Origin of the sequence: Vibrio sp. R78045, from assembly GCF_042466085.1 — a bacterium.
GTDB classification, from domain to species: Bacteria; Pseudomonadota; Gammaproteobacteria; order Enterobacterales; family Vibrionaceae; genus Vibrio; species Vibrio cyclitrophicus.
In genome coordinates, this window is sequence record NZ_JAXHBS010000017.1 from 449998 (window position 1) to 469324 (window position 19327).

The window sequence follows — 19327 nt, forward strand, 5'->3', positions numbered from 1 at the left end:
TAAGCTTATCGTGTCGCATTTATGATAATGAATTGTTACAGTGGTCGCCATTAAAAGCCGGTTTAGGCTAGGATAATTGGCGGCTATTTTTATAGATTCATTTCAGTCAAGCAGAGGTTGCGGGTTATTCAATTCACTCGATTTTGAACAAGGGTTGGCATGCAAACATTTACATTTCTCGCAAATACTGAGGAGTTATTTAAGTCTCAATTTAATCTGCGAGAGTGGAGTGACAACAAACAATACCTTATCCAGCTCTTTTCTGCTCAATCTTCTGATGTCGCTCGTGGAATCGCGAGTATTGCCTTAAAGCGTTTAAATCGTGCGACGCTAATTGGGCAAAGTGCACGCCATGTTATTTGTGACAACTGCCTTGAAAGTACGTGTACGTTAATCATTATCAGTGAATTTAACGAAACTCGTTTATCTACTGCTGTTCAGCCTTTTACTGGCAACCCTAATTATGATAGCCAAGCGTTAACTGCTCAGTTAAACCTATCTGAAGATACCAAGACCGTGATCAGTCTATGTGATCAGGTTGAAGGTCGTGATTACCCTATCTATAACGCCTTTGAGAATCTGCCTTACGCTTTGCCGGTGGCTGGTGGGTTATGTCATGAGAATGAATTTGGTCGTTGGGTGATGCACAACGAAGAAATTTATCAGCACGCTTGTGTCGCTGTTGCTTTGAGTAACCCTAAATTAAAAGTTTGGTCAGATGCTTATTCTGAGTGGAACCCGATCGGGATGAAGCTGCGAGTAACGCGCGCTGAGGGTCATCGCTTATATGCATTAAATGATAAGCCTGCCATCGAGGTTTTCAAACATTACCTTGCCGATGGAAAAGATCTTCCCTTTAGTCAACTGATGAGCTTTCCACTTTATCGAGAACTTGGCAGAAAGAAGGGGATATCGACACCTTTGCGTATCAACGATGATGGAAGTATCGAGTTTGATAGCCCTTGGCATATCGGTGAAGAAGCGCAGTTCTGCTATAACCATCCGTCTTTGACCGCAGAAAAAGTTCGTCATGGCGCTGAGATGCTGGCCATCCATCAGCCTGAGTCTGTGATTATCTATAACTGCGTCTCTCGACTTGAATTCATCGATAGTAAACTTGAACTGAAGCCATTCGAAGGAATCGTGAATACGTGCGGAGCATACTGCATGGGTGAGCTATATCGCAATGAAGATCGCCAAGAGATACTTCATCATAGTCTTACTTATATTGCGATGAGAGAGTCGGACGAGATCGATGAGTTTCGCTGTGGGGGTTATCAGCGTGACTCTACAGTATCACCATTGCTTAATTTAGTAAGAAATGCCGTTGCTGATCTCGATAGCATGAATATTCAGATGGAGGAAAAACTTCATCAACAGGCACGTCGTTTAACGGAAAGTTATCGTATTGACTCTCGTACCGGGCTGCCTAATCGCATTGTATTAAAAGAACGCCTCAATATGATTCTCTTCACTGAGCACCTGTTGACGCTCAAACTGACCAATTTCCACCAAGTGAACGAGAAATATGGCTACCAAGTAGGGGATCAGTTATTACAGGATCTCTCTAATTACTTTGTAGAGCGATTGCACCTTCGCGTGGTTAAGGAATCCAAGGTAAAGGTAGAGCTGTTCAGTATTGGTGTTGGTGAGTGGGCTATCATCTTTAATGCAAGTGTTGATAGTACAAAGATAGAGCAACGTTTCGTCGAGTTCGCTGATGATATCGAACACACCAACTTTGAACCCTATGGACTCACTGATATTGATTATCTCTCAGTATCGTTATGCGGTGGTTTTGCGAGCCGTTGTGATTTCTTAAGCGACAGCGGTGATCAGATCTTATTGAAGGCCATTGAAGCTCGTCGTTATGGTGTGCGAAATAATACTCACATTACTAATGCTAAGAATATTCAAGTCAGCGAAGAAGATCGTAAGGAGCAACTTGGTTGGTTGAGTTGTGTAAGTCGAGCGATCTTAGATCAGAACATAATTACCTACTCACAACCTATTGTAGCGGCGGGGACTCATGAAATGATCGCTCAAGAGTGCTTGGTCAGAATCATGGAATCAGATGGCTCGATTATCCCTCCTGGTAAGTTCTTACCTATCATTGCTGATACGCATCTTTATACTCGTCTTAGCCGACATATGATTAAAAGCACCATCGGTTATATGGCGGATAAGCAGAGCTCGTTCTCTATCAATCTATCCCCGCAAGATTTATTGAGCGATAAGACGCTTGAGGTTCTTGAGGCGGCGATTAGCGGTATGAATGATCCGACTCGACTTGGTTTAGAGGTTTTAGAATCAGAGCAGATTAAAGACTATGGCCGAATGATTGAGGTATGTGATCACTTCCGTGCTCTAGGGACGAGAATCATTGTCGATGACTTTGGCTCAGGCTATTCCAATATTGATGAAATCATCAAGCTTGAACCGCAAGTCATTAAGTTGGACGGCAGTTTGATTCGCAACATTGATAAGGACGAAAAACAGAGAAATATCACCTCTCAACTGGTGCGTTTATGTCAGGTGTTTAATGCTAAAACAGTCGCTGAATTTGTTCATAACCAACAGGTTTGTGATATCGCGGAGCAAATGGGTGTCGACTACCTACAAGGTTATCACTTTGGTGAGCCTAAGCGATTGTTTTAAAATACAAAGGTCAGGCTGTTATACGATATATCTATTGAACGGCGCGCAATCACAGCTCACCGCCTGGTTTTATTGAAATGAATGATGTTTAACTAACGTCACATTATTAGTACGACGATCGTAATTATTCCGTGCAAGCTGTATTTATAATAAGCACAATGACGAATCATTAACGTAACGATTAATGTGAATATGCAGTCGACCTCTCTCCTGATACAAGACATAGAACAAACCCAACATGAATTGGACAAGATAGATTTTCATAAACATGAAAGTTTGCTGATTCAGGTGTTCTCTTCTTTCGAGAAAGGTTCGGTTTTGGCTGCCTGCCAAGTGATTAAATCGATTTTCCCCAACGCCAAACTCATTGGTTGTAGTGCAAACCACTACATCAGCCAAGGTGTCATCCTGCATCAAGGCCTTTATCTTATTGTCACTCGCTTTGACGCGACGTCTTACACTTGCGGTATTGTGGAATACAGTGAGCAGCCTCTACTCGATAGTGGAATGATGGCGGAGCAGCTGCAGTGTCATGCCGAAACTCAAAGTATCATCTGTTTCGCAGATTGCTTGCAGATAAACAACCGAGCTCTGTTTGCAGCGTTTGAGCAATCGAGGTACTCATTACCTATTTGTGGTGGTGCCTCTACCATTACAGAGGGGGGCCGATGGGTAATGCTCAATGGTGTCTGTTATGAAAATGCCTATGTGATGGTGGCGTTGCACAGCTCAAAGCTTGCCATTACCAAAGGTTATTACACTGAGTGGAATCCAATCGGTCGAACCTTTCGAGTGACGGGCGCTCAAGATAATCGGTTAGCAGAATTGGATGGAATGCCGATTCGTGATCTTTATAATCGTTACCTTGCTGATGGTCTGGAAGTCCCTTTTGAACAGTTGCACAACTTCCCTTTGATGGTTGGCGACCCAAAAGAGCAAAATATTCACCTGCCACTTGAGGTCATGGAGTGCGGAGAGATAGAGTTCAGTGGTCAGTTTCAGGTGGGCGATGAGGTCAGATTTTGTTATGACCACCCCTCATTGACTTTAGAGCAAGTTAGGCTTGGCGTTCAACAAATTGCCTCACATAAACCAGAACAGCTCTTTATCTATAACTGCACTTCTCGAATCGACTTTATCGATGGTAACCAAGAGGTAGAGGTTTTCCAAAAGCTGGCGGATACTTACGGTGTTTATTGTATGGGCGAGCTTTATCAAGATACGGGTCAACAAAGAATCTTGCATCATAGCTTAACTTATCTCGCCCTAAGAGAAGGGGAAGGTAAGGCTGCGTTGCCACTCGAAACACAACCAGCAACCAATATATCCCCGCTATTTTCACTGATTCGAAACGCACTGCTTGATGTCGATGATATGAACAACAGTATGGCCAGTAAGATTCAACAGCAAGCGACTGCATTGACTGCGAGCTACCGAATTGATCGCCGTACTGGCCTACCCAATCGAAGTGTACTGCGTGAAGCATTGTCGACAATGAGTTTTGATAGCCATTTATTAACGCTGAAGGTCACCACCTTTGGTCAAATCAATGAGAAGTACGGTTATCGAGTCGGTGATAAGCTTCTGCATGACTTGAGTGAATACCTTCAAAAAGCACTTTTGAAGTTCTTTGATGAGAGTTGCCAACTTTATAGTATTGGCATTGGCGAGTGGGCCGTGGTTTTTGACAGTTGGGCTAGTCAAGAGCAAATCCACCAGCGTTTCTCTGAATTTGCAGATCAAACCGAGCATGTCAACTTTGAGCCAATGGGGTTACCGGATATCGATTATCTTTCGGTTTCAGTCTGTGCTGGTGTCGCGAGTCGTCGCGATTTCCCTACGACCTCCATTGATGATTTATTACTGAAAGCGATTGAAGCTCGACGCAGCGCGGTGAGTCAGAATAAACATCTGGTGAGTGCTAAGGCGTTAATCCAATTAGAGAAGCATCGCCAAGAACAACTCGGTTGGCTATCGTGTGTCAGCCGCGCGGTGCTCAACCAAAATATTGTTGCTTGCTCGCAACCCATTGTGTCGGCACATAGTCATCAAGTAGAAAGCTACGAGTGCTTGGTTCGAATCGAAGAAGATGGCCAGTTGATCGCACCGGGTAAGTTCTTACCTATTATTGAGGGTACCCACCTCTATACACGTTTAAGTCGCCAAATGATAACGCGCACCTTTGATTTCATGAGCCAGAGAACCGATTCGTTCTCCATTAACTTAGCGCCACAAGATTTCAGCAATGAGAAAACCATTTTACACCTTGAGCAAGCCATCAAAAAAATTAGCCACCCACAGCGTATTGGTTTAGAGGTGTTAGAAACTGAGCAAATTCAGGATTACGGTCGCTTGATCGAGGTGTGTAATCACTTTCGCGATCTTGGGGTGAATATCATTGTCGATGACTTTGGTTCTGGCTATTCGAACATCGATGAAATATTGAAACTGGAACCACAAGTGATAAAGCTCGATGGCAGCTTGATTCGCAATATCGATAAAGATAAGAAGCAACGCAAAATAGCTCAACAACTCGTCAGTCTGTGTCATATCTTAAACGCTAAGACGGTAGCGGAGTTCGTACATAATGAACAGGTATGTCGAATAGCAGAGGATATGGGGGTTGATTACTTGCAGGGGTATCATTTTGGTGAACCCAAGCGTCTGTTTTGATGGGGCGATTGACGTAGCCGATCGTTTCACGTGAAACACTCATTGGTTCAAAAACTAAAGTGCGATGTAAAAAGGGTGAGCTTATGGCTCACCCTTTGTTTTTAGCTATTTATCTCCAGCATCTGCACTCAACTATTTGAGTGAGTGGCCACACTTATCGGCTTGGAATACTTTTAGATAATGTTGGAAATAGTCATCAATCTGTCGCGCTTGCTCTTCTTCACCTAATGCCTTGAGCAGTTCAACGCCAACCTCACAGGTACACAAATGACCACTGTCTTGGTTGCGGCGCAGAGTGTATGAGGATTCACTGGTAATGTTGAGGTGAGCTTGTGGAATCGCTTGTAACCAAACACTCTTGTTGAGTATTTTCTTCGCTTCTTGCCATGTTCCATCCAAAATAATGAATAGCGGCTTACGATCTCCAGCTACAGATGACACGGCTTGCTGACATTCGATGCTTTTATCACTTGGAAACAATAGAAAAGGCTGTCGTGTTTCATCTTCAAGTAATGCCATTAGATCGGCAGGTGGCGTCTTTCGTTGCCACACGAACGCCTCGCACTTCTCAAGCGATTGTTGCAGCAGTTTCCCTGTATTAGTGTCTCGCGAAAACTCATTCTCGTGAGTCAACAGTACAAGGTCGACTTGGCTCTTAATACTTGGTATTAAATGACAAACGCATTGGTGAGTAAAACCACAACCACCACAAGCTTGTTGGTTACTCATGTTTATAACTTAACTCCGATTTTTGCTGGTGAGATACCATCCGCGAACAAAACCACATCGCTGATATTAGCATTATCTGCGACTGGCGCTACGCTTGGGTTAAGTGGGTAGCTGACACCAGAGTAAGACAGTGTATGTTTCGCCGGTGTTGCCCCACCTCCGCTGACATTGAAGATAAGATCGTGCCAGCCGTGGCTTTGTGATTTGCCAAGGCGGATATCCCCTTTGACCAATGTTACCCGGCTGTTGAAACGCCAGTTGTCTTGATGGTTTTCAAAAATGAGTAAAGTACAGCCTCCAGAGCCACACCAGTTGAGTTGAGCGAGTAACTCTTCTTTACCGTCACCGTTAAGATCGTAAGTCAGCCAACGATACTTAGTGTTGTCCGGTGAGGTGTTATTGATCTTGAAATACTCACGGATCGCTTGGTCGACTTTTTGATCAAGTTGATCGCTCGAGTTAACCTGTTTTGCGGTTAGATCCACGGCCGTGGTCGTGTTTACTTGCGCCTGTTCACTCTTGGCTTCAAATAACACCAAACCGCCATTGGCAATCGGGTAGACAACGTTGCCTACTTTCTCTTTTTCAGCGACCAGCTTGCCGTTGTCGAGCGTGAAGATACGTTCAGAGATTAAGTATTGTTGCTGGTGGCGAGTCATTACCACTTGTACTTGATTTTGGTTCAGTTGCTGCCAGAAGCCTTGTTCAACAATTGAAGGGTCGCCATTGCTGTACGAGTATGTGGTCACAGCGCTGTGATCATCGTTGAGTTCAAGGTTGATAGAGAACCCTGTGTTCTTCGTTGAACTTGCGAAGTAGAGCCCGCTCCAGTTCAGCGTTGGATCTTGATTTGATAATGTCGCACAGCCACTGTAGCTACTGTCATTGAGATTGAGCTTGGCTTCCAAGCCGTAGATTGAGTCGCTCATGCCATCGCTACAGCTTTCTTTTTTGAGATTGAGTTTTCCTTGCGCCGTTTTACCTTCTAATTGGTAATCACGACTGTTTGGTGTGGTGCGGCTTGATTCAATATTTAGGCGTTGTGGTTCTTCGCCCATCTGAGCGTATTTGAGTTGGTCTTTATCGAAGGCTGCGGACCAGAAAGGTTCATTGCCAAATACGCGTGTTGAACGTAGGGGTTGGTCACAACGGTTAGGGTTTTCTGCGGTTAGGATATTCACTTGATCAACCACGAAACGTGCCGTGAAATCTGCGTTATAACCCGTTTGGCTCGGCACAGTTAGGTATCCAATCAGCTCGCCATATAAAGCTTGGTAAGGTCGGGTTGCTAGCCCTTGAGCTTCCAGTGCTAATTCTGGTGATAAATCTAACCAGTATTGTTGTTGGCTACCGCAAGGAGTGAAGGTTCGGCTTTCATGGCCAACCACAACCTGACCACGCATGATGAAGGTTTGCGGTTGGATGCTCAGTGGCTCATCCAAGGTTGCTGGTGGTAGTTCTGGCTTTTGGGGGACATCTGGCGCTGTGACACAGCCTTGTAGAGCGAATGCGACTAGCCATGTCACTGGGTTTTTTATTACCTTCATGTTATATCTTCCTCGGAGCAACCGTTAATTGGATTTATTATGGCATATTGGTTATTTAAAACAGAACCTGACACCTTTTCTATTCAGACTCTGAGAGTACAAAAAACCTCTTGTTGGGAGGGTGTACGCAACTATCAGGCTCGAAACATGATGCGCGATGAAGTTAAGCTTGGAGACCTAGTGATGATATACCATTCATCATGTAAGAAAGTTGGCGTAGCAGGGATCGCCAAAGTAACCAGAGAAGCCTACCCAGACCACTTTCAGTTCGACCCAGAGAGTGATTACTACGATCCTAAGTCTTCACCAGATAACCCGCGCTGGATAATGGTGGATGTCGAGTTTGTTCGAGTGACTGAACGCTTGATTCCCTTAGCAACGCTTAAAGCCATGCCTGAACTATCAGAGATGCCATTGGTGAAGCGCGGTAATCGCTTATCTATCATGCCGGTTACCGAACAAGAGTGGCAGGCAATCTTAAGCAAAGAAGTGCTAGATTCTCGATAGCGTTAGAGAGAGCTTTTTACGTAAGGTTCAAAAAGGCAGCCAGTTGGCTGCCTTTTTATTTATTAAGATGGCTTCGACGAGACAAGGTTAGAGCAGATGTTTTTCTAAGTAGTGTGCAACCGCATCGTCGGCGTTGCTGCCAATCACTTCATTGTGTGGCAAAGCTTTGAGGACCTTCTCATGCGATGTACCCATCACTAAGCCTTTTCCAGCCATTGAAAGGAGTTCGACATCGTTCATGCCATCACCAAAGGCAATACAGTTCTCAAGTTCTAGGTCTATAGATTGTGCAACGGCTTGTAGCGCATCACCCTTAGACACTTCTGCTGCCATCACTTCTAAACACCAAGGCGTTGAGAATGCGATATTCAGCTTGTCACCAAACTGCTCGTTCAATTTATCTTCGAACGGAACAAGGTGTTCATGTTCTTGATTTGGGTGAGTACAGAAGATTTTAGCAATGCCTTCGGTCGGCGCATTGTCGACGTCATACAGTCGGTATGTAAAACCAGTTTGATCGTGGAAATTCTTCATGGTTTCGTCTTCACGGTTTAGCAACCATTCGTCGTTCATGTAGATATGAATAAAGATCTCAGGGTCTTGTTTGAGAACATCAACTACGCTTTGTACAAGATCCACTGGCAGGTTTTTGGCATACATCAGGTTGTCGTCTTGATCATGCACACGCGCGCCGTTCGAGGTGATCATGTAAGCGGGGATGCCTGTTTGTTTACGAATGCCTGCAACATCAACATGGTGTCGGCCAGTAGCGAAGATAAAGGTATAACCTTGTCCATGTAACTTCGTGAGTGTCTGCTTAGTAAAGTCGCTGAGCTGATGGTTTGGCGCTAACAGCGTACCATCTAAATCGGAGGCAACAATTTTCACGGAATCTTTTAGTGCAGGAATAGTCATTTAACCCTCATTGCAAAATGCTTAACTAAAATCGACACTAGCTAACGCTAGTATTCTCTTTAACTACAATATCTGTACTTGGAAATTGTATGCCAAATTTGCGTAAGAAAAGAGGGCAAAGCTCGCCTACTTCTCTTCCTCTTTAGCACCTCAATTCTTAAAGGCTTGCCCTCTTAATCGTCCTCGTTAAGCAAAGAATTGATTGATGGCGTCTAGTGTTTGATTACGGTATTCATCTTGTTCAAACAATACTTCATGCCTAGATCCTTCAATGACCTTAAACATGCAATCTGAGTTGGTTTTCTTCAATTTATTGATGAATTTTACTTGAGCATCGTTACTGACAATTTTTTCTTCCCCTGCCTGAATCAATAACAGCGGGATTTTTATTTGACGAGTTTGTTGTATCGCCTGTTTAGCGGCCATTAACCCTTGCCATACCCAGCGTGTGCTTGGTCCGCCAACCTGCAAAGAGGGGGAGCCGTCATACAGGCAACGAAACCACTGATAACGCACCTTACTGTGGCTTAGTAGGTTGTTTTCAAAAGGCTTTGAATAATAGGCCTGTTGGCCCGGAGCATACGTTGGTTTAGCGTGAAAAGCCGTTAACGCTTGTCCAACGAGCATCGCGATAGGTTTAAAATACCACTCGGTGTTGATACCAAACATTGGAGCGCACAGGGTGACTTTGTCAAACGGGTGAGCTGGATGAGTTTGCAAGTATCGAGTAGCTATAGTACTACCCATTGAGTGTGCGAGCAGGTAGCAATTGGAATATCGGCTTAGATCAAAACTGGCAATGACGTCAGACATATCTGAAACGTAATCATCAAACTCATGAATGTGACCAATGTCAGAGTCTGTTACCATGCGTTCAGACTGGCCTTGACCTTGGTGGTCAAATGAATAAACGTCATAGCCTTGCTGATAGAAATCATAAAAGAGTTCTTGGTATTTCAAGCAACATTCAATGCGGCCATTTGAAATAACAATGGCTTTGGTGTGCGTTGGTGAGGTTAAGCTACACCAGTACAGCTTCTTTTTGCCAGATGTTGTTAGATACCCATCTTTTCGTTGTTGCCAAAGGGTGGGGATAGGGTGTTTAATCGCTTGTTCGAACTGAGGTTCTTGCGTGTAAGAAAACGGGGCTTCACTGTGGTTTTCCATGGGAAATTACCTGAACTGATGCATGTGAGAGCTTTATTGCTACTAATGTTGTTAGATTAAAGAACTAGTAAGGAAATGCAAATGGATACTCATGTTTGGCTTGCTTATGTCGTCACTGCGATATTGTTTAGTTTGGCTCCGGGCTCAGGTACCGTTAACTCGATCAGTAATGGACTTAGTTATGGCACTAAGAAGTCACTTGCGTCGATCGCAGGCTTACAGCTTGGCCTTGCATTCCACATTTTGTTGGTGGGGGCGGGTATCGGTGCATTAGTGGCAAAATCAGCGCTGGCATTCACCATTATCAAATGGGTTGGTGTAGTTTACCTGGTTTGGTTGGGCATTCAAAAATGGCGTGATAACTCTAACTTGGTGGCTTCAGAAGAGAGCTCTACGCTATCGAGTAGTAAGTTACTTAGAAATGCTGTGCTTATTAATCTCACTAACCCGAAATCTATCGTGTTTTTAGTGGCTCTGTTTCCTCAGTTTATCGACCCGACACAACCTCAAGCACCACAACTGTTAGTCCTCGGTGTGACAACGGTATTCATTGATAGCGTTGTTATGTTGGGTTACACCTCATTAGCTTCACAAATGGGACGTTTTATTCGCTCTGATCGCATAATGGGTAAGATAAATAAAATATTTGGTGGTATGTTCATGGGTTGCGGCGCTTTGCTAGCTGCTGCCAAAGCTTAATGAAAGTAATAGAGTTATAGTTAAATCAATTAGAGTTATCAATAAATGACCGCTACGTACGTTGCTCGACAACCTATCTTAAATCGTAACAAGAACACGCTCGGTTATGAGCTGTTGTTTCGCGATGGAGAGAGGAATGCCTATCCAGCGCATATTGAGTCTAATCGAGCAACGTATCGTCTGATTGTTGAAAACTTTTTGTCGGTAGGGCTTAACCCTTCGATCTCATCTTCGCGCTGCTTTATCAATTTCCCATACCAAAGCCTGATTCGTCGACTTCCTTTAAGTTTACCGAAAGACAAGGTGGTGGTAGAGATCCTCGAGACCTGTAAACCAACCGATGAGTTATTAGATGCGGTAAAAGAGCTTTACCAAGCTGGCTACATGATTGCTCTTGATGATTTTACATCGACGCCTGAATGGGAACGCTTCCTGAGGTATACGCACATCGTTAAGCTCGATATCATGCAAATGGGTTTGGATGAGGCGTGTGATTTGGTTAAAGCCCATCAAGGGAAGAAGTTTAGCTTTCTTGCTGAACGCGTTGAAACCGAACAAGAATTCAAGCAAGCGAAAGAGGCCGGTTTTAAGTTCTTCCAAGGCTACTTCTTTAGTAAGCCGCAAATCATCAAGACCAAGTATATTAGCCCAGAGCAAGTGATTGCCATGGAGTTATTTCAAGAGGTGTGTAAACCGGACGTCGACTTCCAACGTGTTGAAAGCATTGTCGCGAAAGATGTCGCTTTATCTTATAAGTTACTGCGGTTTGTAAACACCATGTCGCCTCGTCTTGAGGTGACTATTTCTTCGTTCCGTCAGGCCTTAGTGTATCTGGGGCAAGAGAAACTGAAAATGTTTGTCTCGTTGGCGGTGGCATCTTATGTCTCTGATAAAAAACCAAAAGAGTTGTATGGCCTGTCTTTACAGCGTGCTCAATTTTGCCAGCGCATGTCTCGTTACCAGGCATTTGCAGGGCACACTGAGCAGGCGTTTATGATTGGTTTGTTTTCATTGCTTGATGCGCTGCTTGATCTGTCGTTAGAGAATCTCGTAGAGCAGTTGCCGTTGTGTAAAAGTATCAAGGTTGCTTTGCTTCGAAGAGAAGGGCCATACGGGACTCTACTGGCACTTGAAGAGAGTTTTGAGCATGCAGATTGGCAACAAATTGATGAGCATTGCGCTGATCTAGGACTTAATGTCGAGCAAGTAAAAACAGAGCTTACCGAAGCGCGACGCTGGAGCCATACCGTTACTAACCAGCTTTGATTTATCTTTGTTAAACTTTAATGACAATTGAAACGCACGCCTTGACGTGCGTTTTTTTATAATTAAGATATATGCATATCCATATATGAGTATGTAATTATGCTTCCTCACCAATTTTTTAAATTACTGTCTGATGAAACGCGAGTGCGTTGCTTAATGCTGATTGTGCGCAATGAATGCCTTTCTGTTGGTGAGTTGACTCAAGCATTACAAGAAAGTCAGCCAAAGATTTCCCGTCACCTAGCGCAGTTGCGCTCAAATGGTATTTTGACGGATGTTCGCCAAGGGCAGTGGGTGTTTTATCGTCTGTCACAAGATTTACCCGGTTGGATGCTCAAGTTAATTGATGACCTTATCGCATCGAACTGTTTGAAAACGGAATACCAGCAAGATATTGAGCGTTTAGAAGCAATAACTTCACGCCCTCAATGTTGCGTTTAATTGAATATTTTTAGATTCACCACTGACTGAGAGAACACACAATGACAGTTAAAGTAGGTATTAATGGTTTTGGCCGTATCGGCCGTCTAGCACTTCGTGCCGCATTCGATTGGGCTGAGCTAGAGTTTGTTCAGATTAACGATGTTGCTGGCGATACATCGACATTGGCTCACTTGCTTGAGTTTGATTCTGTTCAAGGCCGCTGGAACCACGCAGTGAATGTTGAAGGCGATGAGATGATCGTCAATGGACAGCGTATCAAGACGACTCAAGAACGCGATATTGATGCTGTTGATTGGTCAGGTTGTGATGTTGTTCTTGAAGCGACTGGTGTTCACCGTAAAACCTCTTTCCTTAATAAATATCTTGAGCAAGGCGTGAAGCGTGTTGTGGTATCGGCTCCAGTGAAAGAAGACGGTGTCGCCAACATCGTAGTTGGTGTAAATGACGCTATCTTCGATCCAGCGGTACATAAGATTGTGACAGCTGCATCTTGTACTACTAACTGTCTTGCGCCTGTTGTGAAGGTGATTAACGAGAAGTTAGGCATCGAGAACGCAGCCTTTACCACTATTCACGATCTAACCAATACACAAACTATATTAGATGCGCCGCACAAAGACCTACGTCGTGCTCGTGCATGTGGTATGAGTCTTATCCCGACAACGACAGGCAGCGCTAAAGCGATTGTTGAGATCTTCCCAGAGCTTGAAAACCGCATCAACGGCCACGCGGTTCGTGTACCACTAGCGAATGCTTCTCTGACAGATATCATCTTTGAAGTGAAGCAAGACACCACAGCCGAAGATGTTAACGCGATGCTGAAAGAAGCGTCTGAGAATGAACTTAAAGGCATTCTTGGTTTTGAAGAGCGTCCACTGGTTTCTATCGATTACAAAGGTGACCAACGCTCAACCATCGTGGATGCACTATCAACCATGTTAGTGGGTAAGCGCATGGTCAAGATTTACGCTTGGTACGACAACGAGATGGGCTACGCAACACGTACTGCTGAGCTAGTTCGTACTGTTGGTCTGGCTTAATTTACAAGATTTTTAAGAGATAGATGACGATGACAAACTCTCAAGTACATCCAACATGGCAACTAGATTTAGAAACTGGTGCGTTAGTGCTTACTCCATGTCCAGGTACAAAAGGTGCTGACTTAGATGCATCTCTAGCGCAACTGAAAGCACAAGGCGTGGAAGCGATTGTGACGGCTCTAGACAGTGAAGAACTGGCGAGCAAGAACGTATCTGAGCTAGGCGAGAAAGCGCAAGTACTAGGCATGCAGTGGTTCCAAATCGAAATCGAAGACGATTGTGCTCCGGGTGCTGATTTTGCTGCGAAATGGCAGGCGGCTAGCCCTGAGCTACACCAAGTGGTGGATAACGGCGGCAAGGTAGCAATGCACTGCATGGGCGGTTCTGGCCGTACTGGCTTGCTTGCTGCACACTTGCTGTTAGAGAAGAGTTGGGATCTGAGTAAGATTGTTCAAGAAGTACAATCACTTCGTCCGGGCGCCTTCACTAAACCGATCCAGATTGAGTACATTAATGGCGTAGCGAACGGCTAATAAGCCATGGTTGTTATACAAGGAGCTTTTGGTATCTGGAGTGTTGAACTTATCATGATCCAAAAGCTCTTTTTGTTTAGATTGCAGAGATAGCATTATGTTTTCAAACCTAAGTAAGAGCGTTCGCCAATATATGTTGGTGACATTCAACTATTGGAATTTCACCATTACGGATGGTGCACTTCGTATGCTGGTGGTTCTGTATTTCTATGACCTTGGCTACAGTTCGTTAGAGATCGCCTCACTGTTCCTTTTTTATGAATTCTTTGGTGTAGTGACTAACCTAATCGGTGGTTGGTTAGGGGCGCGTCTTGGCCTCAATAAAACCATGAATATCGGCTTAGGGATGCAGGTTGTCGCCTTGAGTATGCTCGCGGTGCCAAGCGCAATGTTGACCATCCCTTGGGTAATGGCGGCGCAGGCGTTGTCTGGTATCGCTAAAGACCTCAATAAGATGAGTGCCAAGAGCTCAATCAAAACTTTAGTCCCTGATGAACAGCAAGGTGCGCTTTATAAGTGGATTGCGGTTCTAACCGGATCTAAGAATGCACTGAAAGGTGCCGGGTTCTTTATCGGTGGTTTACTGCTTTCGATGATTGGTTTCCAGTACGCTGTGCTCGCGATGGCTGCTGTGCTGACATTGGTCTTCATTGGCAGTTTGGTGAGCTTAGAAGCGGACATGGGGAAAGCGAAAACTAAACCCAAGTTCAAACAGATTTTCTCCAAATCTGAATCCATCAATATCTTATCGGCTGCGCGTATGTTCCTATTTGGTGCTCGTGATGTGTGGTTTGTGATTGCTCTGCCGATTTATCTAGGCAGCGTGTTTGGTTGGGATCACTCATGGGTTGGTGGCTTCTTAGCGGCTTGGACCATCGCTTACGGCTTTGTACAGGGCATTGCACCAAAGATTACCGGTAAAGCGCAAGGTAAGGTACCTGATGGCCATGCAGCGCTATTGTGGGCGGGGGCGTTGGCTATTGTGACCGCTGGTATTGCCTATGCGGTGCAAATTGGCTGGCAACCAGAGTTAGTGATCATCGGTGGCTTGATGGTGTTTGGTGCCGTTTTCGCGGTGAACTCATCATTGCACTCATACTTGATTGTGAGTTATGCGAAAGGCGATGGTGTGTCGCTTGATGTCGGCTTCTACTACATGGCGAATGCGATGGGCCGTTTGATTGGTACGATATTATCAGGCTTGGTTTTCCAAATGGCCGGCTTGTCTGCGTGTCTTTGGGTCTCCTTCGCGTTCTTAGCGATAACGACACTGATCTCTTTGCGTTTACCGAAAGTGCCACAAATCTCAGCGGCATAAGCTTCAGCCGCATGAGTCTTAGTCGTAAGAGCGAGGCTTGTATAGCCTAAAGTCGAATGAACTTAATTCGCGATAAGCCTCTCCTTTAACACTAAGCTGACTTGGTATTTATTCCGGTCAGCTTTTTTATTGCTATAGTAGAATGATTGAATATTAATCAGGCATTTACATGAAGCAGCGAATTCTCTTTTTTGATTTAGCACGATGTGTCGCGGCCGTAGCGGTTATCGCGATTCATGTTTTGGCTCCTTATCGTAATGAATTGAACACCATTCCTTTCGGCGAATGGCTTACCGCCATCACGGTGAACAGTTTCAGCCGCTGGGCGGTGCCGGTGTTCATCTTGATTACTGGTGCCCTGATGCTCAGTGACCAACGCCCGTTTGATGCGAAATACTACCTTAAGCGTCGATTGGGCAAGGTACTGATCCCTTTCATTGTCTGGTCGCTTTTCTATACCTACCTGTCTGGTTGGTCTGCGATGGGTTTTGATGCTGATGTGAGTTGGGATATTTTGCTCAATAGTTACCATCACTACACGTACTACCATCTTGGTTTCTTCTATTACTTTATCCCGCTCTACTTTGTGATTCCTTTCTTACAGATCATGGTTAGAAAGTATGGGGACAAAGCGGTTTATGGTTTCACTGCAGTGTGGCTATTTACCACTTTGTTGTTCTTACTCAGGATAGATGGCCCATGGAGTCACGAGCTGTGGCTTTACACTGGGTACCTACCTTTGGGGTATATGCTGTATAAAATCGTTCCGCTTAACAAGGTGACGGTCGGTGTGAGTGTTTTACTTGGTGGGTTAGCATTACTAACCACGGTCTACATGGTGGTTGATGCAAGCCTGATAGCTGAGGAATACACGGTAGGTCGTTGGTTATCTTACAAAACATTGAATACGGTATTAGCTGCAAGCATGGTGTTCATGCTGTGTCGTTATTACGGAGAGGGTTTATCTGATAAGAGCAATCAAGTGGTTGGTTTTATCAGTAAACACAGTTTAGGTATTTACCTGCTGCATCCTATCTTTTTGTGGCCAATGAAAGAGTTCGGTTGGTTCCAAGGACATCCTGCTTGGGTGATTCCATTATGGATCGTGGTTAGTGGTGCAGGGGCTTTATGGATGAGCTGGTTAGTATCTAAGTCAGAGAAGACACGTTGGCTTTTACCTTAGCGATTAGTACTAAGGCTATTCTTGCGAACTGTGCTTGGCTTGCTTTGATGACAGATGGTTGAGGCGGTTTATGACTAGCGTTTCAAAGCAAAGTGCAAAAATTTATCGCCTTGGTAAGTTAAGGTTCCTTTATCACCAGGATTAAGTGCGTGGAAATAGTGGATACCGACTTGGAATTCTCGCTTCGGACCAACAACCCCACGTTGAACGTAAATCCAGTATTCTTGATCTTCTTGGCCCGGTTCGGCGTCAGGAAGATCGATGGATTGTTTGTCTAACACAGTGACATTCACTTTCTTTTCTGGCGCATTTTCACCTTGCGTGTGTTTTCGATAGAAACCAAGAAATACCCAAGCTGCTAGACCGGCGAGTGCAAAGATGGCAAAAAAGAGTGAATTAGGCATATAACCTCCATGTAGTCGTGATGGTTATTCTAGTCTTTCAAGCAATAGGGATATGTGTTTGAAGCCGTTATTCGTGAAGTGTTGTAAGCCAAGCTGATTATTTTTCGGCTGATATCACATTTAATGGCTAGTTTGGGATAAAGCGTTGTTATTTATTGTCTCTTTCTCTCGTAAATAACAATGATTTTGTATAAGAATAAGGAAATGCTCGACTAGAATTATAGTGTGGAGTGGGAGGGCCAAGATGACCGATATTGAAAAAGTGGTGAATAGAACTCGCAATATAGAAAAATTATTGAGACTTCAATATCACGCTGAAGGCGAAGGATTGCATGAGCTTGTAACAAGCTGTGAAGAAAGGCTACCGCACGATATGGTAATCAAGCTGCGTTATATCGCAACGTGTCGTAACAAGGTAGTGAATGAACATGAGGCTCAGCTGGAAGACCAGCAAAAATTTATAATGATGTGTAACGACTGTGAGAAGGAACTGACACCTCGTAGCGGTCGTTTTATTTGGCGAGTTGCGATCTTACTGATGATGGTAATGACTTTGGCTGCTGCTGGTTTCTATTATGCGAACTGGGATGTATTAACATTACATTTGTTTTCGAAGTGAAAAATCTGAACAAAAAAAGGGACGCTCATGGCGTCCCTTTTTTTATCTGTAACTTGCTTAGTACATCATCGGTAGTGTCATTAGACCTACAACTACCGCGATCATTACAAGTCCTTGTCTTTGCGAAGATGAAATCATAACACTACTCCTAAATTTGGTTGTCTCTCGCTATGTTTAAAAGAATAGCACTACTTATGGCTTTAGATCAAGTATTACTTTCGAAAGCTTTAAAAGTAGAAGAAAAGTGCCAGTTTTTAAGTTGTAAATCTCGATTTAACTGTATTTTTTGGTGTGTTCTTATTTTGTTCGTTGTGATTCATGTTTGTTCTTATTGTATTTAAGTTGTTGTTTTTGTTGTGGTGTATTGTGTAATTGATATTGTTAAAAGTTGTTAAACTGTATTAATAGGGGTTGGGTATGTCCAGGTTGTTTTTGGCTGTATTTTCTATTTTTTGTTAGGTTTTAAGTGGTAGTTTTTACATAGGTATAGGATTGTTCTGACAATTAGACGTTAAATCAAAGCAAACCTCTTACTTTAGTGGGCTAGTGCTACTTGGCCTTTTGTTTTCCTGTTTTATTTTTGTTTTTTTGTTTTAAGTTGCTGTTTTTGATTGCTTAATTTATTTTTGGTTTGTATTTAATATCATGATTTTAGCCGGTTTTTGCTCATTTTTGACAGTTTCGTTAGACTAGAATTGTCCAAATGACAAGTTGAAGGGCTGGAGTCGAGCTTTAAAGAGGTTTTGTATGAAAGTGTTCTAGTTTTAAACAAATATCAATGAGAGCTAAGGGATTTCTTATTGCTTGGGGGAAAGAGGTGCTTTTTTAGTGGAAGCGTAATCAAGATCCAATTTTGAAAGGCTTAGGCTTTACATCAACACTCGTGTGCCTAGACTGGCGACGTTTTAAAGCAATAGGGTAAATGATATGTGGAGTTGGTTAGCGGTTTCCTTGTCTGGTATTGGAGTAATAGCAGGAACGAAACATGGACATATCGGTCAGGCCTTATCGTATAAGGTTTTTACCTTTGTATTATTAGCGATCATTGCTTTAACTCAATCTGTTGTTGCTGATTTTACCTATTGGGTAGTGGCTGGACTGGCTATCTCTGCGATTGCAGATGTTCTTCATACTTTCACTCAAAAACGTTCTCTACATTTTGTTTGTTTCTTGGTTGCTCAACTTTGTTATAGCAAAGCATTTTGGTTACAGTTGTCAGGAGAAATGGTCTGGTGGCTGTTCGCTTTGTTGTTAGCGGCATGTATTGTTGCTTTCTTCTTATTATTGCCTCGCTTAGATAAACTTGTCTTTCCTGTTGTTATCATGGGGATGGTGCTTATTCAGCTGGCATGGGCTTCTGGTGAGGTTTGGTTGCTTGATCCTAAACTGTCCCATGCGGTGGGCTTTGCTGGCTGTAGTGTGTTGCTGCTTTCTGCATTGGCTTATGCACTGAACTGTTATCGTAGCCCAATCAAAGGTGCTTACTTTTGGGTGACGGGCAGTTATTTATTTGCACATGCACTTATTGTGGCATCTCTGACCATTTAGGGTAGAGCTTACTCAATTCTGAGCTACATCAAGGCAGCCTTGTTGAAAGTCTGTACTCTACGCTTAATTCATTAAAC

At 43.8% G+C, this 19327-nt stretch carries 17 protein-coding genes; 12 read left to right on the top strand and 5 right to left on the bottom strand.

The genetic code is table 11. From position 1 onward, the window contains the following. The first annotated feature begins 159 nt into the window (after window positions 1–159). Together SJY39_RS21470 and SJY39_RS21475 are read left to right on the top strand one after the other, a co-directional pair. Window positions 160–2658 (top strand): EAL domain-containing protein, encoded by a 2499-nt coding sequence (locus tag SJY39_RS21470; RefSeq protein ID WP_016791842.1) that lies wholly within the window; start codon window positions 160–162, stop codon window positions 2656–2658. A gap of 192 nt (window positions 2659–2850) precedes the next feature. Further along, on the top strand, window positions 2851–5331 hold the full coding sequence (locus SJY39_RS21475) for an EAL domain-containing protein (RefSeq protein ID WP_016787981.1): 2481 nt from the start codon (window positions 2851–2853) through the stop codon (window positions 5329–5331). Between the two features lie 132 nt (window positions 5332–5463). Here SJY39_RS21475 and SJY39_RS21480 read toward each other — a convergent pair whose 3' ends face one another. Further along, complete coding sequence (locus SJY39_RS21480) at window positions 5464–6060, bottom strand: tRNA-uridine aminocarboxypropyltransferase (RefSeq protein ID WP_010438769.1); 597 nt, start codon at window positions 6058–6060, stop codon at window positions 5464–5466. A 2-nt stretch (window positions 6061–6062) separates the two neighbouring features. Continuing rightward, on the bottom strand, window positions 6063–7607 hold the full coding sequence (locus SJY39_RS21485; protein ID WP_016793355.1) for a COG3650 family protein: 1545 nt from the start codon (window positions 7605–7607) through the stop codon (window positions 6063–6065). Window positions 7608–7646: 39 nt separating this feature from the next. Between SJY39_RS21485 and SJY39_RS21490 the strand changes: the two genes are divergently transcribed. Beyond that, a complete protein-coding gene (locus SJY39_RS21490; protein ID WP_016784004.1) occupies window positions 7647–8114 on the top strand; it encodes an EVE domain-containing protein in 468 nt (155 codons plus the stop codon). A gap of 87 nt (window positions 8115–8201) precedes the next feature. On the opposite strand, the gene SJY39_RS21495 is transcribed toward SJY39_RS21490, so the two are convergent. Next, window positions 8202–9029, bottom strand: coding sequence for a Cof-type HAD-IIB family hydrolase (locus SJY39_RS21495; protein WP_010438760.1), 828 nt, complete (start codon window positions 9027–9029; stop codon window positions 8202–8204). A gap of 186 nt (window positions 9030–9215) precedes the next feature. Further along, a complete protein-coding gene (locus SJY39_RS21500) occupies window positions 9216–10196 on the bottom strand; it encodes an alpha/beta fold hydrolase (protein WP_016790961.1) in 981 nt (326 codons plus the stop codon). 81 nt (window positions 10197–10277) lie between these two features. On the opposite strand from SJY39_RS21500, the gene rhtB reads away from it, so the two are divergent. From rhtB to SJY39_RS21535, 7 genes are all read left to right on the top strand, one after another. After that, window positions 10278–10895, top strand: a complete 618-nt coding sequence (rhtB, locus tag SJY39_RS21505) for a homoserine/homoserine lactone efflux protein (protein ID WP_016787982.1) — start codon at window positions 10278–10280, stop codon at window positions 10893–10895. A gap of 45 nt (window positions 10896–10940) precedes the next feature. Then, on the top strand, window positions 10941–12161 hold the full coding sequence (locus SJY39_RS21510; protein WP_010438750.1) for an EAL and HDOD domain-containing protein: 1221 nt from the start codon (window positions 10941–10943) through the stop codon (window positions 12159–12161). Between the two features lie 99 nt (window positions 12162–12260). After that, window positions 12261–12602: a metalloregulator ArsR/SmtB family transcription factor gene (locus tag SJY39_RS21515; RefSeq protein WP_010438748.1), complete on the top strand. Its 342-nt coding sequence runs from the start codon at window positions 12261–12263 to the stop codon at window positions 12600–12602. A gap of 41 nt (window positions 12603–12643) precedes the next feature. Beyond that, window positions 12644–13645, top strand: coding sequence for an ArsJ-associated glyceraldehyde-3-phosphate dehydrogenase (locus SJY39_RS21520; RefSeq protein ID WP_016768437.1), 1002 nt, complete (start codon window positions 12644–12646; stop codon window positions 13643–13645). 23 nt (window positions 13646–13668) lie between these two features. Continuing rightward, window positions 13669–14178: a cyclin-dependent kinase inhibitor 3 family protein gene (locus SJY39_RS21525; protein ID WP_016793354.1), complete on the top strand. Its 510-nt coding sequence runs from the start codon at window positions 13669–13671 to the stop codon at window positions 14176–14178. 97 nt (window positions 14179–14275) lie between these two features. Next, window positions 14276–15496: an organoarsenical effux MFS transporter ArsJ gene (gene arsJ, locus SJY39_RS21530; RefSeq protein ID WP_010438743.1), complete on the top strand. Its 1221-nt coding sequence runs from the start codon at window positions 14276–14278 to the stop codon at window positions 15494–15496. A 169-nt stretch (window positions 15497–15665) separates the two neighbouring features. Further along, window positions 15666–16679, top strand: a complete 1014-nt coding sequence (locus tag SJY39_RS21535) for an acyltransferase (RefSeq protein ID WP_010438741.1) — start codon at window positions 15666–15668, stop codon at window positions 16677–16679. Window positions 16680–16753: 74 nt separating this feature from the next. On the opposite strand, the gene SJY39_RS21540 is transcribed toward SJY39_RS21535, so the two are convergent. Beyond that, window positions 16754–17083 carry a DUF2500 domain-containing protein gene (locus tag SJY39_RS21540; RefSeq protein ID WP_010438739.1) on the bottom strand — a complete coding sequence of 110 codons (330 nt, stop codon included), beginning with the start codon at window positions 17081–17083 and terminating at the stop codon, window positions 16754–16756. 244 nt (window positions 17084–17327) lie between these two features. Between SJY39_RS21540 and SJY39_RS21545 the strand changes: the two genes are divergently transcribed. Further along, on the top strand, window positions 17328–17702 hold the full coding sequence (locus SJY39_RS21545) for a hypothetical protein (protein WP_010438737.1): 375 nt from the start codon (window positions 17328–17330) through the stop codon (window positions 17700–17702). A gap of 927 nt (window positions 17703–18629) precedes the next feature. Then, window positions 18630–19250 (top strand): lysoplasmalogenase, encoded by a 621-nt coding sequence (locus SJY39_RS21550; protein WP_010438734.1) that lies wholly within the window; start codon window positions 18630–18632, stop codon window positions 19248–19250. Window positions 19251–19327 lie beyond the last annotated feature (77 nt).